19 protein-coding genes and 2 pseudogenes are annotated in these 17,334 nt (G+C 69.4%); 4 read left to right on the top strand and 17 right to left on the bottom strand.

The genetic code is table 11. From position 1 onward, the window contains the following. Positions 1 to 29: 29 nt before the first annotated feature. The 6 genes from SNAS_RS10860 to SNAS_RS10835 form a co-directional block, all read right to left on the bottom strand. Positions 30 to 1,049: a phosphatidate cytidylyltransferase gene (locus SNAS_RS10860; protein WP_013017464.1), complete on the bottom strand. Its 1,020-nt coding sequence runs from the start codon at positions 1,047 to 1,049 to the stop codon at positions 30 to 32. Beyond that, on the bottom strand, positions 1,049 to 1,606 hold the full coding sequence (frr, locus tag SNAS_RS10855) for a ribosome recycling factor (RefSeq protein WP_013017463.1): 558 nt from the start codon (positions 1,604 to 1,606) through the stop codon (positions 1,049 to 1,051). Before frr ends, SNAS_RS10860 begins: the two co-directional genes overlap by 1 nt. Before the next feature lie 125 nt (positions 1,607 to 1,731). Then, on the bottom strand, positions 1,732 to 2,466 hold the full coding sequence (gene pyrH, locus SNAS_RS10850) for a UMP kinase (protein ID WP_013017462.1): 735 nt from the start codon (positions 2,464 to 2,466) through the stop codon (positions 1,732 to 1,734). A gap of 95 nt (positions 2,467 to 2,561) precedes the next feature. Next, positions 2,562 to 3,374 (bottom strand): translation elongation factor Ts, encoded by an 813-nt coding sequence (gene tsf, locus SNAS_RS10845; RefSeq protein ID WP_013017461.1) that lies wholly within the window; start codon positions 3,372 to 3,374, stop codon positions 2,562 to 2,564. Between the two features lie 44 nt (positions 3,375 to 3,418). Then, positions 3,419 to 4,312, bottom strand: a complete 894-nt coding sequence (gene rpsB / locus SNAS_RS10840) for a 30S ribosomal protein S2 (protein ID WP_013017460.1) — start codon at positions 4,310 to 4,312, stop codon at positions 3,419 to 3,421. A 255-nt stretch (positions 4,313 to 4,567) separates the two neighbouring features. Continuing rightward, on the bottom strand, positions 4,568 to 5,464 hold the full coding sequence (locus tag SNAS_RS10835) for a hypothetical protein (RefSeq protein WP_013017459.1): 897 nt from the start codon (positions 5,462 to 5,464) through the stop codon (positions 4,568 to 4,570). Between the two features lie 229 nt (positions 5,465 to 5,693). On the opposite strand from SNAS_RS10835, the pseudogene SNAS_RS37565 reads away from it, so the two are divergent. Then, positions 5,694 to 6,119: pseudogene (locus SNAS_RS37565) on the top strand (M23 family metallopeptidase); the annotation flags it as partial. Between the two features lie 117 nt (positions 6,120 to 6,236). Here the strand turns inward: SNAS_RS37565 and SNAS_RS10825 are convergent. Both SNAS_RS10825 and SNAS_RS10820 read right to left on the bottom strand, forming a co-directional pair. After that, positions 6,237 to 7,409: an aminotransferase class V-fold PLP-dependent enzyme gene (locus SNAS_RS10825; RefSeq protein WP_013017458.1), complete on the bottom strand. Its 1,173-nt coding sequence runs from the start codon at positions 7,407 to 7,409 to the stop codon at positions 6,237 to 6,239. A gap of 18 nt (positions 7,410 to 7,427) precedes the next feature. Then, a complete protein-coding gene (locus SNAS_RS10820; protein WP_013017457.1) occupies positions 7,428 to 8,381 on the bottom strand; it encodes a tyrosine recombinase XerC in 954 nt (317 codons plus the stop codon). Positions 8,382 to 8,442: 61 nt separating this feature from the next. Here SNAS_RS10820 and SNAS_RS32660 point away from each other — a divergent pair, with 61 nt between their 5' ends. Genes SNAS_RS32660 through dprA form a run of 3 tightly spaced genes read left to right on the top strand, consistent with a single transcriptional unit; the run spans position 8,443 to position 11,769 of the window. Continuing rightward, complete coding sequence (locus SNAS_RS32660) at positions 8,443 to 9,066, top strand: YraN family protein (protein ID WP_013017456.1); 624 nt, start codon at positions 8,443 to 8,445, stop codon at positions 9,064 to 9,066. Continuing rightward, entirely contained in the window at positions 9,066 to 10,598 is a 1,533-nt protein-coding gene (locus SNAS_RS10810; protein ID WP_013017455.1) for a YifB family Mg chelatase-like AAA ATPase, read from the top strand. Before SNAS_RS32660 ends, SNAS_RS10810 begins: the two co-directional genes overlap by 1 nt. A 16-nt stretch (positions 10,599 to 10,614) precedes the next feature. Next, complete coding sequence (gene dprA, locus SNAS_RS10805) at positions 10,615 to 11,769, top strand: DNA-processing protein DprA (protein ID WP_013017454.1); 1,155 nt, start codon at positions 10,615 to 10,617, stop codon at positions 11,767 to 11,769. A gap of 25 nt (positions 11,770 to 11,794) precedes the next feature. Here the strand turns inward: dprA and SNAS_RS10800 are convergent, their stop codons facing one another. The 9 genes and pseudogenes from SNAS_RS10800 to SNAS_RS10760 all read right to left on the bottom strand — a co-directional run bounded on the left by SNAS_RS10800 (position 11,795) and on the right by SNAS_RS10760 (position 17,334). After that, the gene (locus SNAS_RS10800; protein WP_041625913.1) at positions 11,795 to 12,118 is read right to left on the bottom strand and encodes a DUF2469 domain-containing protein; all 324 of its coding nucleotides are present in this window, start codon (positions 12,116 to 12,118) and stop codon (positions 11,795 to 11,797) included. 78 nt (positions 12,119 to 12,196) lie between these two features. Further along, a pseudogene (locus SNAS_RS10795) lies at positions 12,197 to 12,856 on the bottom strand (ribonuclease HII); the annotation flags it as partial. Between the two features lie 7 nt (positions 12,857 to 12,863). Further along, a complete protein-coding gene (lepB, locus tag SNAS_RS10790) occupies positions 12,864 to 13,541 on the bottom strand; it encodes a signal peptidase I (RefSeq protein WP_052305257.1) in 678 nt (225 codons plus the stop codon). 32 nt (positions 13,542 to 13,573) lie between these two features. Continuing rightward, positions 13,574 to 14,359, bottom strand: coding sequence for a signal peptidase I (gene lepB, locus SNAS_RS10785; protein WP_013017450.1), 786 nt, complete (start codon positions 14,357 to 14,359; stop codon positions 13,574 to 13,576). Beyond that, positions 14,340 to 15,254, bottom strand: coding sequence for a signal peptidase I (gene lepB, locus SNAS_RS10780; RefSeq protein ID WP_013017449.1), 915 nt, complete (start codon positions 15,252 to 15,254; stop codon positions 14,340 to 14,342). Before lepB (SNAS_RS10780) ends, lepB (SNAS_RS10785) begins: the two co-directional genes overlap by 20 nt. A 109-nt stretch (positions 15,255 to 15,363) precedes the next feature. After that, complete coding sequence (gene rplS / locus SNAS_RS10775; RefSeq protein WP_013017448.1) at positions 15,364 to 15,708, bottom strand: 50S ribosomal protein L19; 345 nt, start codon at positions 15,706 to 15,708, stop codon at positions 15,364 to 15,366. 113 nt (positions 15,709 to 15,821) lie between these two features. After that, on the bottom strand, positions 15,822 to 16,592 hold the full coding sequence (gene trmD, locus SNAS_RS10770) for a tRNA (guanosine(37)-N1)-methyltransferase TrmD (RefSeq protein WP_013017447.1): 771 nt from the start codon (positions 16,590 to 16,592) through the stop codon (positions 15,822 to 15,824). A gap of 4 nt (positions 16,593 to 16,596) precedes the next feature. Then, the gene (gene rimM / locus SNAS_RS10765) at positions 16,597 to 17,106 is read right to left on the bottom strand and encodes a ribosome maturation factor RimM (protein WP_013017446.1); all 510 of its coding nucleotides are present in this window, start codon (positions 17,104 to 17,106) and stop codon (positions 16,597 to 16,599) included. Further along, positions 17,107 to 17,334: an RNA-binding protein gene (locus SNAS_RS10760; RefSeq protein WP_013017445.1), complete on the bottom strand. Its 228-nt coding sequence runs from the start codon at positions 17,332 to 17,334 to the stop codon at positions 17,107 to 17,109.

Raw genomic sequence — 17,334 nt, 5'->3', positions numbered from 1 at the left:
AGGATAGGGAGAGAATCACGCAGACGCAATCAGTGGCTGCCGACCGGCGCCAGATACGTCAGCAGCGCGTAGGCCACGGGCAGGGCCAGCAGAATCGAGTCCAGCCGGTCCATGAGACCGCCGTGACCAGGCACCAGACGGCTCATGTCCTTGACGCCCAGATCGCGCTTGATCAGTGACTCAGTGAGATCCCCGACAGTGGCGGTTATGGCCAGGGCGACGCCGAAGACCGCACCCTGCCACCACGGCACGTCGAACATCAGCTGAAGCGTGACCGCCCCGCCGATGGCGCAGGCCACCAGGGAACCGCCCATGCCCTCCCAGGACTTCTTGGGGCTGATGGTGGGCGCCATCGGGTGACGCCCGGCCAGGACCCCGGCGATGTATCCGCCGGTGTCGCTGAGCACGACCACGAGCAGGGTCGCGATCACGCGTTTGGCGCCGTCGGGGGGCGCCAGCAGCAGCACCGCGAAACCGCCCAGGAACGGCACGAAGACGCCCACGAGGGTCGCCGCGGGAATGTCGGAGTGGTATCCGGTGGCGCCGTCGGCGAACCGCCACACCACCAGGACCACGACGGTGACGCCGAGCCCCAGGGCCAGCATCTCGGGGCCGCCGAACCAGGTCAGTCCCTGCATGCCCAGGCCGCACGCCAACAGCGTCCAGGTGGGTACCCGGATTCCGGCGGTGCGCATCGCCTGCGACAGCTCCCAGATCGCGACGCCGATGGCGATCGCGATGACGGCCAGGAAGATCTGGCGGTAGATCAGCAGCGACCCCAGCACCACGGCGCCCAGGATCACGCCTGCGGCCACGGCCAGCGGCAGGTTGCGTCCGGCCCGGCTCGGCGGTTTGGACGCGTCCTGCCAGGCCTCAGACGGCTGCTGCGGGTCCGCGACGGGGTTGTCGTGGTCGCCGTAGCCGGGCGGGGGCGGCGGTGGTCCGGGCGGGAAGCCGGGGCCCGGCCCGGGCTGCGGGCGGGCAGGCTGGTGGTGACCGCCCGGTCCGGGACGTGGCATTCCCGTCGGCGGCGTGTTGTGACGGCCCATCAGATCTCTAGGAGCTCGGTTTCCTTGTGCGCCACCAGCTCGTCGATGAGCTTGATGTGCCGCTGGGTCAGTTCGTCCAGGTCCTTCTCGGCCCGGTGACCCTCGTCCTCGCCGACCTCGCCATCGCTGACGAGACGCTCCAGCTCCTCCTTGGCCTTGCGGCGCACGTTGCGCACCGCGATCTTGGATTCCTCGGCCTTGTGCCGCGCCACCTTGATCATCTCGCGGCGGCGTTCCTCGGTCATCTGCGGCACGAACAGCCGCAGTTGGTTGCCCTCGTTGTTGGGGTTGACACCCAGGTCGGAGTCGCGGATGGCGCGTTCCAGCGCGTCGGTCTGCGACACGTCGTACGGCTTGATGATGACCATGCGCGGCTCGGGCACGGCGATGGAGGCCAGTTGTGGCAACGGGGTCGGTGAACCGTAGTAATCCACGACGATCTTGGAGAACATGGCCGCGGAGGCCCGGCCGGTGCGAATGGCCGCGAACTCCTCCTTGGCGTGCTCGATTGAGCCGTCCATTTTCTCCTCGGCATCGAAAAGAGTCTCGTCGATCACGGTCGCTACTCACATTCTCTGGTTCAAGCGTTATGGCCGTGGCTTGGCCGCGCTGCTGTGATGACATGTTGTCATGCCCGTGCCGGGACCGGCACGAGTGTCTCCCCGCCTCGCGCGGCGGGGTTCTAGGGACGGGCCGAGGTTATGAGCGTCCCGATCCGCTCGCCGCACAAGGCCCTGGATATGCCGTCCTCGACCTCGGCGCCGAATACCACAATGGGCAGATCGTTGTCCTGGCACAGGCTGAAGGCGGCCTGGTCGGCCACCTGCAGGCGGCGTTGCAGCACCTCGTCGAAGGTGATGGTCTCCAGGCGTTCGGCGTTGGGGTCGATGCGCGGGTCGGCGGTGTAGACCGCGTCGACGCCGCTCTTGCTCATCAGGACGGCGTCGGCCTTGATCTCCAGGGCGCGCTGCGCCGAGACGGTGTCGGTGGTGAAGTAGGGCAGGCCCGCACCGGCGCCGAAGATGACCACGCGGCCCTTCTCCAGGTGGCGCATGGCCTTGCGCGGGATGTACGCCTCGGCGACCTGGGCCATCGTGATGGCCGTCTGCACCCGGGTCTCGACGTCCTCCTTCTCCAGGAAGTCCTGGAGCGCCAGACAGTTCATGACGGTGCCGAGCATTCCCATGTAGTCGGCGCGGCTGCGTTCCATGCCGCGGCGCTGCAGTTCGGCGCCCCGGAAGAAGTTGCCGCCACCCACGACCACCGCGACCTGTACGCCGGATTTGCTGGCCTTGGTGATCTGTGCGGCGATACCGGCGACGACGTCGGGATCCACACCGACCGCCCCGCCTCCGAAGACCTCTCCCGACAGTTTCAGTACCACGCGCCGGTACGGTCGACGCTCGGCATCAGCCATGTGCTCCTCCTGAAGTGATCATCGCGATGTACATAAAAATGGGGGCCGTCGGCTGGTCTGTCAACCATCCGATGGCCCCCTCACGCCTTCGGCGTCTACTCCCGGCCCACTTCGAAGTGGGCGAAGTCGGTCACGGTGGTACCGGCTTCCTCCAGGACCTTCGCCACCGACTTCTTGTCGTCGGAGACCGAGCCCTGCTCCAGCAGGACGAAGTCCTTGTAGTACGCGGTGACCTTGCCCTCGGTGATCTTCTCGATCGCGCGCTCCGGCTTGCCCTCTTCGCGGGCGGTCTGCTCGGCGACGCGACGCTCGGCCTCGATGGTCTCGGCCGGCACCTCGTCCTTGGACAGGTACTTCGGCCGCATCGCGGCGATCTGCATGCCGACGCTGCGGGCGACGTCGGCGTCACCGGTGAAGGCGACGATGACGCCTACCTGCGGCGGCAGGTCGGGGTCCTTGCGGTGCATGTAGACGGCGATGTCGCCTTCGATGTTCGCGACCTTGCCGACGACCAGCTTCTCGCCGATCTTGGCCGACTCGGCGGCGACGATGTCGGCGACCGAGGTGCCCTTGAGGTCGCTGGCCAGGAACTCCTCCACACTGCCGGGCTTGGTGGCCGCGGCGTGCTCGACCAGCGTCTGCGCCAGCTCGATGAAGGCGCCGTTCTTGGCGACGAAGTCGGTCTCGCAGTTGAGTTCCAGCAGCGCGTTGCCGGACTGCGCCACCAGGCCGTTGGCGGAGGTGCGTCCGGCGCGCTTGGCGACGTCCTTGGCGCCCTTGATGCGCAGAGCCTCGACTGCGGCGTCGAAGTCCCCGTCGGCCTCGGTCAGGGCCTTCTTGACGTCCATCATTCCGGCGCCGGTCAGTTCCCGGAGCCGCTTGATGTCAGCAGCGGTGATTGTGGCCATTTCTACTTTCCACTCGAAGTTGGTGACGTGTAAGGACGGTCGAACTAGGGAGTGACCTCGCCGGAAGCCTCGGCTTCGGCGACGGTGGTGTCGGCCTCGGTCTTGGCCTCGGCGGCCGACTCGGCGTGCGCTCCTTCGGAGGCGCCGGTCTCGGTCGGCTTCAGCAGCTCCTGCTCCCACTCGGCCAGCGGCTCGGCGGCGTCGCCACCGGCGGCACCGGGCTTGTCCTCTTCCTTGTCGGACTTGCTGGAGCGGGCGATCAGACCGTCGGCGACGGCGTCGGCGACGACCCGGGTCAGCAGGGCGGCCGAACGGATGGCGTCGTCGTTGCCGGGGACCGGGAAGTTGACCTCGTCGGGGTCGCAGTTGGTGTCCAGGATCGCGACGACCGGGATGCCGAGCTTGCGGGCCTCGTCAACCGCGATGTGCTCTTTCTTGGTGTCGACGACCCAGATGGCCGACGGCAGCTTGGTCATGTCCCGCAGACCGCCGAGGGTGCGCGCCAGCTTGTCCTTCTCGCGCATCAGCTGGAGCAGTTCCTTCTTGGTCCGGCCTTCCTTGGCGTTGCCGGACTGTTCCAGGATCTCCAGCTCCTTGAGGCGCTGCAGCCGCTTGAACATGGTCTGGAAGTTGGTGAGCATGCCGCCGAGCCAGCGGTAGTTCACGTAGGGCATGCCGACCCGCTGGGCCTGCTCGGCGATGGCTTCCTGGGCCTGCTTCTTGGTGCCCACGAACATGATGCTGCCGCCTTCGGCGACGGTGTTCTTGATGAAGCCGTACGCCTTCTCGATGTAGTCGAGGGTCTGGCGCAAGTCGATCACGTAGATGCCGTTGCGTTCGGTGAGGATGAAACGCTTCATCTTCGGGTTCCAGCGACGCGTCTGGTGGCCGAAGTGGACGCCGCTCTCGAGGAGCTGGCGCATGCTGACAACAGGCACTGCCTGGTTTTCCTTTCGTAGCGCACGAACCGAATCGGCTTCGGTTCGCACTTCCCTGGTTGGCTCGCACACCGTCGAGAAACGGTTGTGCGCCTGGTGCCCGTGACGAGACCGCCGCGCTGGCCGAAGCTGATTCGGACCGGGGCCGCGGGGCCCGCACCGTTTGGGGTGCGCATGGGCACGCGATAGTCAGCCGCCCTCGTGACGGCTGCCGGCGACCAGTGTACGCGGCGTTGTCGCTGGGTCTCGCGCTGGCTAGCCGGCCGCCATTCCGGCGGCGAGCAGCAGCACCAGACCGATGACCAGATACACGTAGGGGGCCCGCAACGGCGAGGGAGTCTCGCCGGTGTTGGCGTTGAGACTGGCCTGCAGTCCGTAGGCCGTCAACGGGAGTCCGGCGAGCGCGAAGACGCCGGAGGCGACCGCGCCGCTGAGGATGACGTCGGCGCCCGAGGCCAGGCTGCGGATCATGACGTAGGCGATCGGCAGCGCCATGATGAGCGCGGCGACCCAGGCCAGCGAGCCGAGACCGGACTTGTTGCTCTGGTAGACGCCGCCGCTTTGCGGCGGGTAGGTGCTCCCCCGCTGCTGTTGTGCGGGCGGGGCGCTGGTGACCGGGTTGTGCATCTGGGTGGGCTCATTCAGGTCGGCGGGCGGGGGCGAGGGCTGGGCCATGGGCGGGCGGTGGGCGTTGTCGCCCAGCTGGGGCGGCATCGGCGGCGGGACCTGCCGGGGTGCGTCCATTCGCGACACCGCGGCGAGTTCGGGGTCGCCGGTGGCCGGTTCGCCCAGCTGCGGCGGCGGGGTGGGGGCGCTGTCCGGCGACCACTGCGGTGGCGAGGCGGGCGCGTTCTCCGGCGACCACTGTGGAGCCGGGGCGGGCGCGTTGTCGTGCGACCACTGCTGCGGCGGGGATTCGGGACCGCGCGGGACGGCGTGGACGCCGGAGGGTTCTTCGCCGCGTTCCTGGGAGGGCAGCCGGGAGGTGCGGTTGCGGTTGCCCATCAGGTCGTCGAGGGAGGAGTCACCACCGCGGACTTCGCGCTCCTGACGGCTCACCGGCTCGGTCCGGTCCAGGAACGCGGGCCGTTCGGCCGGCGTCTCCCAGCGGGCGCCGCTGCTGTCCGGATAGTGCTGCTGATTGTCTGTCACGAGAAAACTCCTTTGGGAAGCCGGTTCACTCCTGACCCCCGGGCACGGTACGCGAGGCTGGCCCGGTACCGCCAGTCGACCCGAGGTCAGCTGAACGGCCGCATCACGCGTGTGCCCGGCGTGACGTCGGCCGGTGGCGGTCCCGGATTTTGTCCACAGCGTCGATTTCATCCACAGGGCGGCCATCGACTTTTCGCGATACCCGCTCCAGGCCCCGGACCATGGCGCCATGACCTCGCAACGCCTGTGGGCCGCCCTGCTGGGCCTTGTCCTCGTCTCCGTTCTTTCGCCGCTCGCCCGGGTCGCCGCCGATCCGGCCTCCGACGGCGCGGATCCGGACCCGCCAGCGGTTGTGGACGGCGGGTTCGGCTGGCCGCTGCGCCCGGCCCGCGTCGTGAACACCTTCCGCCCGCCCGCCGAGAAGTGGCTGGCGGGGCACCGGGGTGTGGACCTGGCCGGTGGCCACGGTCAGCCGGTGCTGGCCGCCGCGAACGGCACGGTGGGGCTGGCGGGCCGGGTGGTCGACCGGGGCGTGGTGGCGGTGGACCACGGACGGCTGCGCACGACCTATGAACCGGTGCTGCCCGCGGTCGCCGAGGGCGACCGGGTGCGGCGGGGTCAGCGCATCGGCAGGCTGGTCCCCGGTCATCGACCGTGTGGTGACGAGACCTGCCTGCACTGGGGGCTCAAGCGGGGCGAGGAGTATCTCGATCCGCTGTCGGGTTTCGAGCGGCACCGGGTGCGGCTGCTGCCGCGACCGGGTCGTGAGGTCTCAGGCGCTCAGTCGTTTGAGCAGCCCGGGCAGTCGCTCGGCGAGGGTTTCGTAGTCGGCGGGAGTGTTGTAGATCTGGGCCGCGACGCGCATGACGCCCTGACCGCCGAAGGTGTTGACGGTCAGTTCGGTGCGCAGTTCGTCGCGGACGGCCTCCTCGATCGCGTCGGAGGCGGCGTCGGTGGTGCCGACGCCGTCGGGCAGCGGCACCAGCCGCATCGCCATCGGGCTGGGTTCGTCGTCGGGGACGGTGGTTCCCAGCGCCTGCGCCAGCACCGTCTGTCCGTAGTGGGCGAGCTGACTGTTGTGCCGCCGCACCCGTTCCATGCCCAGTTCGGTCAGCAGCGCGACCCCGGCCGGAGCCGCGAGCCACCCGGTGAAGTCGTCGGTGCCGTTGTACTCGGTGGCCACCGGGAACCCGGCTTCGTGCTGCCAGGACTCCATCAGCGGCCGCATCCGGCCCACCCAGTGCTCGGCGACGCTGAGCAGCGCGGTGCCACGGGGCGCGAAGCTCCACTTGTGCAGGTTGCCGATCCAGAAGTCGGCACCGATGCCGTCGATGTCGGCGTCGACGTGGCCGGGCACGTGGGCGGCGTCGACCAGCAGCGGGACGTCGTGTTCGCGCAGCGCGGCGGCCAGCTTCGCCACCGGGAACAGCCGGGCGGTGGCCGAGGTGATGTGGTCGCAGATCACCAGCCGGGTCCGTGGGCTGAGCTGGTCCACGATCGCGGTGACGAGTTCGTCGGCGGTGGGCGTCAGCGGCACGGCGGCGACCTTGTGGACCACGCCGGTGTGACGGCCGTAGGCGTCGACGTTGTAACCGACCGCGCCGTAGCCGTGGTCGGTGGTGACGATCTCGTCCCCGGCCTTGAGTTCGAGTGCCTGCAACACCTGCGAGACACCGGTGACGATGTTGGTGACCAGCGCGGTGCGCCGCGGGTCGGCGCCGACGAACTCGGCCAGCCGGTTGCGGGTGGCGGTGACCCGTTCCACCCGGGTCTTGAAGAACCCGCGCGGGTCGGCCTCGAGTTCGTCGGTGATGCGGGTGTGAGCCCGGCGCACCGGCAGCGGCACCGCGCCCAGCGAACCGTGGTTGAGGTGGGTCAGGTCCGGGTCGAGGGTGAAGAGCGCCCGAGCGGCGGGGAACGGCTCCGGCGGTGTCGACTGTGGCATCGTCAGCCTTCCAGGGGATCAGGCGCGGGGGTGCGCTTGGCGATAGGCACCGCGCAGCCGCTCGGCGCTCACGTGGGTGTAGATCTGGGTGCTGTCGATCGACGCGTGGCCAAGGAGTTCCTGGACACTGCGCAGGTCGGCGCCACCATCGAGCAAGTGTGTCGCCGCGCTGTGGCGAAGTCCATGGGGTGTGAGTGATGGCATACCGGTCCTGGACAGCCAGTCCCGCAGCACCCGCCGCACCGTCGAGGGATGCAGCCGCCCACCGCGCACCCCCAGCAGCAGCGCGTCGCCACTGTGGTCGGCGGCCAGTTCGGGCCGGGCCCGCTGGAGGTAGTCGTCCACCGCGCGCGCCGCCGGGATTCCGAAGGGGACGGTACGTTCCTTCGCGCCCTTGCCGAAGACCCGCAGCACGTTGCGGGAACGGTCCACCGACGCCACGTCCAGGCCACACAGCTCACTGACCCGGATACCGGTGGCGTACAGCAACTCGACGACGGCCCGGTCCCGCAACCCGGTGGCCGATCCGTCGGAGGCGGTGGCGGCGGCCAGCGTCTCGGCCTGGTCGGTGCGCAGGATCTCCGGCGGGTTGTGCGGCACCGACGGCCCCGACAACCGGGCTCCGGCGTCGGCGTCGAGGTGTCCCTGCCGGTGGGCCCACGCGGTGAAGGCGCGCACCGCCGAGACCTTGCGGGCCAGCGAGGCCCGGGCGATGCCCTGGGCCCGCCGGTTGGCCAGCCACGACCGCAACCCGGCGATGTCCACACCGGCCAGCCGGGTGGTCCCGGTGGCGGCGAGGTGCACCAACAGCGAGGTCACATCGGCCCGGTAGCCGCGCACGGTGTGCGCCGACCGTCCGCACTCATGAGTCAGATGGTGAACGAACTGCCCGAGCACTTCCTTAAAGGACGCGGGAAGTGCCTCGTACTGCGAGTCATCGGCGTCCGCGGCTTCCGTTTCTGACCGGGCCATGCCCCAAGTCTAGGGCCCCACCCGGCCGGAGGCGGAAATCCAGTTCACTTAGGAGGTCCATATGCCCCACGACCGACGACACCTGCGGCTGGGCTGCTTCGGCGAGAACCTGGCCGTGGCCCACCTGCGCCGCGACGGCATGCGCGTCCTACAGCGCAACTGGCGCTGCGAACACGGCGAACTCGACATCATCGCCATCGAGCGCGGCGTGACCGTGTTCTGCGAGGTCAAGACCCGCCGCTCACTACGGTTCGGCACCCCGATGCAGGCCATCGACGAGGCCAAGGCGCTGCGCATCCGACGGCTGGCGGCCAGCTGGCACCGCCGATACCGCGACAAACCGCCGTGGGCCGAGTGGCTGGGCCTGCCGCCCCGCCGCCGCGCCCCGAATGGCGGGCGCCGCGGCGGCAGCCCCGAGCGCGGACGGCACGGCAACGACCCGGCCGGCGGCGGGCGCGGCGATGGCTCACCGCAACGCTCGCGCCCAAGCTCGCGGGCAGAACCAGCTGCGGGGCTGGGAGCGGGAGCGGGTTGGCTGCGGGGTGGGGTCGCGTTGGTGGGGACGGTTGTGGCGGTGCTGGCCTGGCGGCGCGGTGGCCGGTGGCGGCGGCGGTTCGATGTGGTCGGTGTCGTCCTGGGCGGCGACGGGACAGCGACGATCGATCATCGGCGAGGAGTCCTGTGATGGCTTACAGCCGCAGTCAGACCGTGTGCCTCACCGGGTTTCAGGGACATCCGGTGACGGTCGAGGCCCACATAGCGAAGGGGCGGCCCGCGCTGGTGGTCACCGGGCTGCCCGACATCGCCCTGGAACAGTCCAAAGTGCGGATATTCTCGGCGTTCACCAATTCGGGCCTGGAGTGGCCGGACACGTACACCGTCGTCAATCTGCTTCCGGCCTCGGTGCGCAAGTCCGGGTCGGTGTGTGATCTGGCGATCGCCGCGGCCATCCTCGCCGCCGGGTACACGGTGCCGCGGGACCGGCTGGAGGGCACCGTGCTGCTCGGCGAGCTGGGGCTCGACGGGCAGTTGCAGCCGGTGCGGGGTGTGCTGCCGTGCCTGTTGGCCGCGGAGCGGGCGGGGGCGGACACCGCGATCGTGCCGCTGCGGAACCTGGCCGAGGCGAGTCTGGTCTCGCGACTGAAGTGTCTGGGCGCGAACCATCTGTCCGAAGTGGTGGCCTTCCTGCGGGGTGAGGAGTCGCTGTCGGCCACCGCTCCGGTCGTGCCCGAGGAACCGGCGGCCGAGCTTCCCGACATGGCCGACGTGGTCGGGCAGGAGACAGCCCGGCGGGGGCTGGAGGTGGCGGCGGCCGGTGGCCATCACCTGTTCCTGCTGGGCCCGCCGGGTGCCGGTAAGACGATGTTGGCCGAGCGGCTGCCGTCGATCCTTCCGCCCCTGGACGAGGCCGCCGCTCTGGAGACTACGGCGCTGCACTCGATCGCGGGGACGCTGAAGGGCACCCATCCCCGGCTGTTGCGGCGGCCGCCGTACTCGGCGCCGCACCACTCGGTGACAATGCCCGCGATGGTGGGAGGCGGCACCCCGCTGCGGCCCGGGGCCATCTCGATGGCCCACAACGGGGTGCTGTTCCTGGACGAGTGTCCCGAGGCCCGCCGGGACGTGTTGGACGCGTTGCGGCAGCCGCTGGAGCGCGGCGAGATCCTCATCTCGCGGGCCCGTTCCAGTGCCCGGTTCCCGGCGCGGATTCAGTTGGTGCTGGCCGCGAACCCGTGTCCGTGTGCCGCCAGCAGCACCGAGTCGTGCACCTGTCCGGCTCCCCGGCGGCACCGCTACCTGTCGCGGCTGTCGGGTCCGTTGATGGATCGCGTCGACATCCGGATCGAGGTGGCCCCGGTGCCGATGTCGGCGATGCTGTCGGCCGACGCGGTACCGGAGTCGTCCGAGGTCATCGCCGCGCGGGTGGCCGAGGCCCGGCGGGCGGCGCGGGAGCGCTGGTCGGACGCGGAGCAGGAGTGGCGGACCAACAGCGAGGTGCCGGGGCCACGGTTGCGTGCCAAGCCGTGGCGGTTGCCCACCTCGGTGACCAAGACCGCCGACTGGCTCGTCGAGACCGGTCAGCTGACCGGCCGGGGCTATGACCGGACGCTGCGGATGGCGTGGACCCTGGCCGATCTGGCCGGTCGCGACCGACCCGACAGCGGTGACATCGCGGAAGCGGCTGGCCTGCGGGTCGGCTGGCTGCCGCCGTCGTGAACGAAAGGTGGCGATCATGTCCGTGACGGACGACCGGACGGCGCTCATCGCACTGTCCGTCCTTTGTGAACCAGGTAACGCGGCACTGGCCGAGCTGCTGGCCGCCGACGGTCCAGCCTCGGTACTGGCGAGGCTGCTGGCCGAGCCGGACGCGTCGCCGCTGCACCAGATGGTGGCCGCCCGGGCTCAGGGCCGGGACGTCGAGGGGCTGGTAGCCGGGCTCGTGGCCGCCGGGGACGCGTGCGGGGCGCGGATCGTCACCCGCTACGACGCGGAGTGGCCCGAAGGCGTCGATGACCTCGCCGAACTGTTCGACGAGGCGGATCCGAACACGAAGCCGCCGTTGTGTCTGTGGCTGCGGGGTCCGCGGGACCTGGCCGAGGTGGCGGCGAGTTCGGTGTCGATCGTGGGGGCACGCTGCTGCACCCCGTACGGACGCAACATCGCCACACGGCTGGCCTACGACCTGGGGCGCAAACAGTGGACGGTGGTGTCGGGCGGCGCCTACGGGATCGACGCGGCGGCCCACAAGGGGGCGCTGTCGGCCGACGGGGTCACCGTCGCGGTGCTGGCCTGCGGGGTGGACCGGCCCTATCCGGCCGCGAACGCCGGGCTGTTCGAGCGGATCGCCGAGACCGGGCTGCTGGTCAGCGAGTGGCCCCCGGGCGCGATTCCGCAGCGGTATCGGTTTTTGGTTCGCAATCGCGTGATCGCGGCCCTGACGCGCGGCACGGTCGTGGTGGAGGCGGCGTTGCGTTCGGGGGCCCGGCACACGGCGCGGCGGGCGCTGGAACTGGAGCGGCCGTTGATGATCGTGCCGGGGCCGGTGACCTCGGAGTACTCGGCCGGGGTGCACCAGCTGGCCCGGGGACCCGGCGAGGTCCGCGTGGTCACACGGGCCGCGGAGGTCATCGAGGACCTGGGGCGGATCGGCGCGGACCTGGCCCCGCCGCTGTGCTCGCCCGACGCGGTGCGCGACACGCTGGATCCGCTGGCGGCCAGGTTGGTGGACGCCGTCCCGGCCCGGCGGGCCGCCTCCGCCGAACACATCGCGGCCCAGGCAGGCGTGACGGTCGTCGAGGCCCGGCGGCGGCTCCCCGAGCTGGCCATGCGCGGCCTGGTGGCGTACGAGCGCGACCGCTATCGGCTGGCGGGTGACGCGGATGCGTAGTCAGGTGGTCGGGCGGGGCGGTGGCTCAGTTGCCGAAGCCACCCTCGGTGGGCAGCTCGATGTCGGGCTTGTCGAGTTCCTCCACATTGACGTCCTTAAAGGTCATGACCCGGACGTTCTTGACGAACCTGGCCGGGCGGTACATGTCCCACACCCAGGCGTCGGACATCTCGACTTCGAAGAAGGTCTCACCGTCGGTGTTGCGCACGTGCATCTCGACGTGGTTCGTCAGGTAGAACCGCCGCTCGGTTTCCACCACATAGGAGAACTGACGCACTATGTCGCGGTACTCCCGGTAGAGCTGAAGCTCCATCTCCGTTTCGTACTTTTCGAGATCTTCAGCGCTCAACGTCATCCTCCTCCGCCGCCACGTGCACAATTGTCCATCATCGCGTGCTCAATTCGCCGCCTGGGCGACACGCGGGTTCCCGCTCACGGCCTCCACCACATTCGCATAGGAGAGCCGGTGCTGCGGGCAAGGCCCCAGCGTCCGCAGCGCGTGGGTGTGCGCCGCGGTGCCGTATCCCTTGTGCTCGGCGAAACCGTAACCGGGATGGTTTTGTTCCAGTTCGGTCATGATCCGGTCCCTGGTGACCTTGGCCAACACGCTGGCCGCCGCGACGCAGGCCGCCACCCTGTCCCCCTTCCACACGCCCAGTCCGGGCACCGGCAGACCCGGGACCGGGAAGCCGTCGGTCAACGCGTAGGCCGGCATCGGGTCGAGCCGGGCCAGGGCCCGGCGCATTCCCGACAGGTTGCTGGCTCCCACGCCGAGGCGGTCCACCTCGGCCGGGGAGATCACGACGATCGCGTGCGCGACGGCCCGGTCCACGACCTGAGCGTAGATGTCCTCGCGGGCTCGTTCGGTCAACAGCTTGGAATCGGTGAGTCCCGCTATCTGGCCCCGGGCGCCGTCCGGCAGGATCGCCGCGGCCACCACCAGCGGGCCCGCGCACGCTCCCCGCCCCGCCTCGTCGGCTCCCGCGACCAGCGTGAAGCCCCGGCGGCGCAGCGCGTTCTCCAGGACGTACATGTCCCCGTCCCGGCGTCTCAGGCGGGCGGGTGGGGGGCTCAGCGCGGGTCGCATCGGGGTGTCACTTGGGTTCGGGTACTCCGTCGAAGGTGTCGGGGATGGTCAGGCCGTCCCAGCGGTTGACCGGCCAGATCAGCACGAACGCCTTACCGATGACCGAGTCGACCGCAATGGTCGACTCCATCTCGTCCTCGGTGCGTTCCCACCGTTCCCGCGAGTCGCCGGAGGCCCAGCGGTGGTCCCCCATGACCCACAACCTGCCCTCGGGGACCTTGACCTTGAACTCCTGGTCCTCCAGGCTCGGTGACTGCTGCTTGCCGGTCTCCGGGTTGGTGTACAGGTACGACTCCTCGTCGAGCGGTTCGCCGTTGACGCGGATGTGCTTGTCCTTCTTGCTGTAGGACACCGTGTCGCCCCCGACCGCGATGACCCGCTTGATGAAGTCCTCTTCCCCCGGGGCCCCCTGCCAGGACTGCGGTGCCTTGAACACGACGATCTCGCCGCGTTCCGGATCCCGGAAATCGTAGATCAGCTTGTTCGCCAGGACGTAGTCGTTGAGTTGCAGGGTGTTCTCCATGGAACCCGACGGGATCCAGAACGACTGCAACACGAAGGTGCGCACCAGCAGTGCCACCACGACCGCCACGACGAGCAGAACCGGAAGCTCGCGCCAGAACGAGCCCTTCTTCTTGGTCTTCGACGCCGGCTTCTTGTCGTTGTCCTCGGCGTCGTCGGCCACCGCCCCCGGTGGCACACGTTCCTCATCGTCGATCACGCAAAGAGCTTACGTGGGTGCCTCACGCGGCCAGCCTGGCAGGACCCCGATAATTCGCTGGCCTTCGGCGGCGGGATGCCGCTGTAGGTGTCGGGCACCGACAGCCATTTCCAGTGCGCCACCGGCCACATCAGCAGGAACGCCTTGCCCACCACCGAGTCGACCGGGATGGTGGCGCGCTGGACGTCCTCGCCGCCGCGGATGTAGTTCTCGCGCGAATCCCCGGAGGAGCCGCGGTGGTCGCCCATCACCCACAACCGGCCCTTGGGGACGGTCACGCTGAACTCGTAGCCGTCCTTGCTGGCCAGGTCCTGTTCACCGGTCGTGGGGTCGGTGTAGATATAGGACGATTCGTCGAGCGGCTCCCCGTTGACGGCGATCTGCCCGTCACCGGCGTCATAGGACACGGTGTCACCGCCCACGGCGATGACGCGTTTGATGAAGTCCTCGTCGCCGGGCTCGCCGCGCCACGACTGCGGGGCCTTGAACACGATGACCTCGCCGCGTTCGGGTTCCCGGAAGTCGTAGATCAGCTTGTTGACCAGCACCCGGTCGCCACGTTGCAGGGTGTTCTCCATCGAACCGGACGGGATCCAGAACGACTGCAACGCGAAGGTGCGCACCACCAGCGCCACCACCACGGCGATGGCCAGCAGGACGGGAAGCTCGCGCCAGAACGAACCCTTCTTGTCCTCCTCGGGTTCGTCGGCGCCTGCGCGGGTCGACGAGTCATCGTCAATCACGCAAGCAGTGTACGCACAGTTATGGTCTCGTGACCACATCCACGAGGGACTCGCGCGGGCGCAACAGCAGCGCCATCGGCAGCAGCGGCAGCACTTCCGAACCGTCGCCGCCCCCGCCGGTGGTGCTGGCCTGCGGCGGGTCGCCGTCGGGTTCGGGGACCTTGGCGAAGGTGTCGGGGATGCGCAACGCGCTCCAACTCGACTTGGGCCACACCACGTTGACGGCCCGGCCGATGAAGTTCTCGATCGGCACGAACCCCTGGCAGCGGGAGTCCTTGGAGTTGCCGCGATGGTCCCCCATCACGAAGACGTGACCTTCGGGGACGGTCAGGGACGGGAACTCGCGGGCCTGGCAGTCGGCGTTGTACTTCGCCACCGGCGGATTCTCGAAGACGTAGTCGGACTCGTTGAGCGGCACCCCGTTGACGGTGACGCGGCCCTTGGCGTCGCAGCACTTCACCTTGTCCCCCGGGATGCCGATGATGCGCTTGATGAGGTCCTTCTCGTTGGGGGAGGCGATGCCGACCAGGTTGCCCACCGCCCGTCCGGCCTCGGCCAGGAAGCCATCGGAGGGTTTCTGGTCCAGCTCCGAGGCCCAGCGTTCGGTGCCCTTGAACACGACGACCTCGCCGCGCTGCGGCTCCCGCAGGTTGTACACGAGTTTGTTGACCAGCACCCGGTCGCCGATCTGGAGGGTGTTCTCCATCGAACCGGACGGGATGTCGAAGGACTGCACCACGAAGGTGCGCAGCAGTACCGCGGCGCAGAACGCGACCAGCAGCAACAGCGGCAGCTCGACCCACAGCGGCAGGTGCCGACGCCGATGCGAATACACCCGCCGCACCCGCGATCGGGTGACGGTGGCGGGTGTCTTGGAGTCGGGTACCGACACGGGCACGGACGCGCGCCCGGAGATTCGGCCGGTATCGCTCATTCGAAGAGCCTAGCGTTCCGATGCCGACACGCGCACCGCTCGAATGGACAGTGCGCGCATCGACAGTACGGGTAGGGAGCCTGCGGGCGAGTTGCTCGCCCGGGCGGCCTTAGTCGCGCTTTTCCTTGATCTTGGCGGCCTTGCCGCGCAGCTCGCGCAGGTAGTACAGCTTCGCCCGGCGGACGTCACCGCGGGTGGCGACCTCGATCTTGTCGATCACGGGGCTGTTGACCGGGAAGGTCCGCTCGATGCCGATGCCGGAGCTCATCTTGCGGACGGTGAAGGTCTCGCGCAGACCCGAGCCCTGGCGACGGATGACGACGCCCTGGAAGATCTGGATACGCGAACGGCTGCCCTCGACAACCCGGACGTGAACTTTGATCGTGTCACCGGCCCGGAAATCCGGGATGTCCGCCCGTACGGAAACGGCGTCCAAAGCGTCCAGCGTGTTCATTGCGGTCAGTCCTCGCAGCTTCAAGCGCACACCACGTCGGTGTGCGACGGTCGTTCATGTGGGTCTTGGCGCATCACGGCAGCTGTATGAGGTGCCCGCGCGCGGCAACCTCACTACTCTGCCACATCGCCCTCATCGATGGCGAACCCGGCCCCCTCCAAGCAGCGCCGGTCGGCCCGGTCCAGGGCTTCCTTCGGTAGTGCCGCCAACAGATCCGGACGTCGTTGTGCCGTGCGCAACAGCGCCTGGTCGCGTCGCCACCGCTGGATGCGGGCGTGATGCCCCGACATCAGCACCTCGGGGACGTCGCGGCCGTCCCAGCTGGCGGGTTTGGTGTAGCTGGGGGCCTCCAGCAGGCCGTCGTTGTGGGATTCCTCGGCCAGCGACGCGGCGTTGCCCAGCACGCCCGGGATCAGCCGGGTGACGGCCTCCACGATCGCCAGCACGGCCACCTCGCCGCCGAACAGCACGTAGTCGCCCAGCGAGACCTCGGTGACCGGCATCCGGTCGGAGGCGGCGTCCAGCACCCGCTGGTCGATGCCCTCGTAGCGGCCGCACGCGAAGGCCAGCCACGGTTCGGCGGCCAGCCGGACCGCCTGGGCCTGGGTGAACGGGACGCCCGCCGGGGACGGCACCAGCAGGTGCGGCACCTCGGGGCCGGGCACCAGTGCGTCGAGGGCCTCGCCCCAGGGTTCGGGGCGCATGATCATGCCCGCGCCGCCACCGGCGGGGGTGTCGTCGACGGTGCGGTGGATGTCGTGGGTCCAGCGGCGCAGGTCGTGGACGTCCAGCGAGACGATCCCGTCGCGGCGGGCCCGCCCGATCAGCGACAGGTCCAGCGGCGCCAGGTATTCGGGGAAAACCGTGATGACGTCGATCTTCATCGGCTCACAGGTCCAGCAGACCCTCGGGCAGGGTCACGACGATCCGGCCGCCCGCCACGTCGACGGTGGGCACCATGGCCTGGATGAACGGGATCAGCGCCTGGTTGGCGCCGGGACGGTCGACGACCAGCAGGTCGTGGGCGGGAGCGTGCTCGACCCGCACGACGGTGCCGATCTCGGCGCCGGATTCCTCCACAACGGACAGCCCGACGAGGTCGAGGTCGCGGAACTCGTCCGGGTCCTCGGGCACCTCGACGTCCTCACTGTCCACGGTGAGCGCGACGCCGCGCATCGCCTCGGCGGCGTCCCGGTCGGCGACCCCCTCGAGGGTCAACAGCAGCCGCTCCTGGTACCAGCGCACCCGTTCCACGGTGACGGGGCCAAAGCGGGGCGGGTCGGTGTGCAACACCGACCCGCCCGCGAAACGTTGTTCGGGTTCGTCCGTCCGGACCTCGACGATCAGGTCGCCTCGGACCCCGTGAGACCGGACGATACGCCCAACCACCAGCTTCATCTAGTGGTCGAGGACCTCGACGCGAATGCCGCGCCCGCCGATGGAACCGACCACCTGGCGCAGGGCCTTGACGGTGCGGCCACCGCGGCCGATGACGGTGCCGAGGTCTTCGGGGTTGACCCGGACCTCGAGCCGCTTGCCGCGGCGTTCGTTCATCATGCGGATGCGCACATCGTCGGGGTGGGTCACGATGCCTTTGACGAGATGTTCCAGTGCGGGCCGCAGCAC

Origin of the sequence: Stackebrandtia nassauensis DSM 44728 (assembly GCF_000024545.1) — a bacterium.
GTDB lineage: Bacteria > Actinomycetota > Actinomycetes > Mycobacteriales > Micromonosporaceae > Stackebrandtia > Stackebrandtia nassauensis.
Note: the sequence above shows the minus strand (reverse complement) of the source record. Positions and strands in the feature narration are given on the sequence as shown.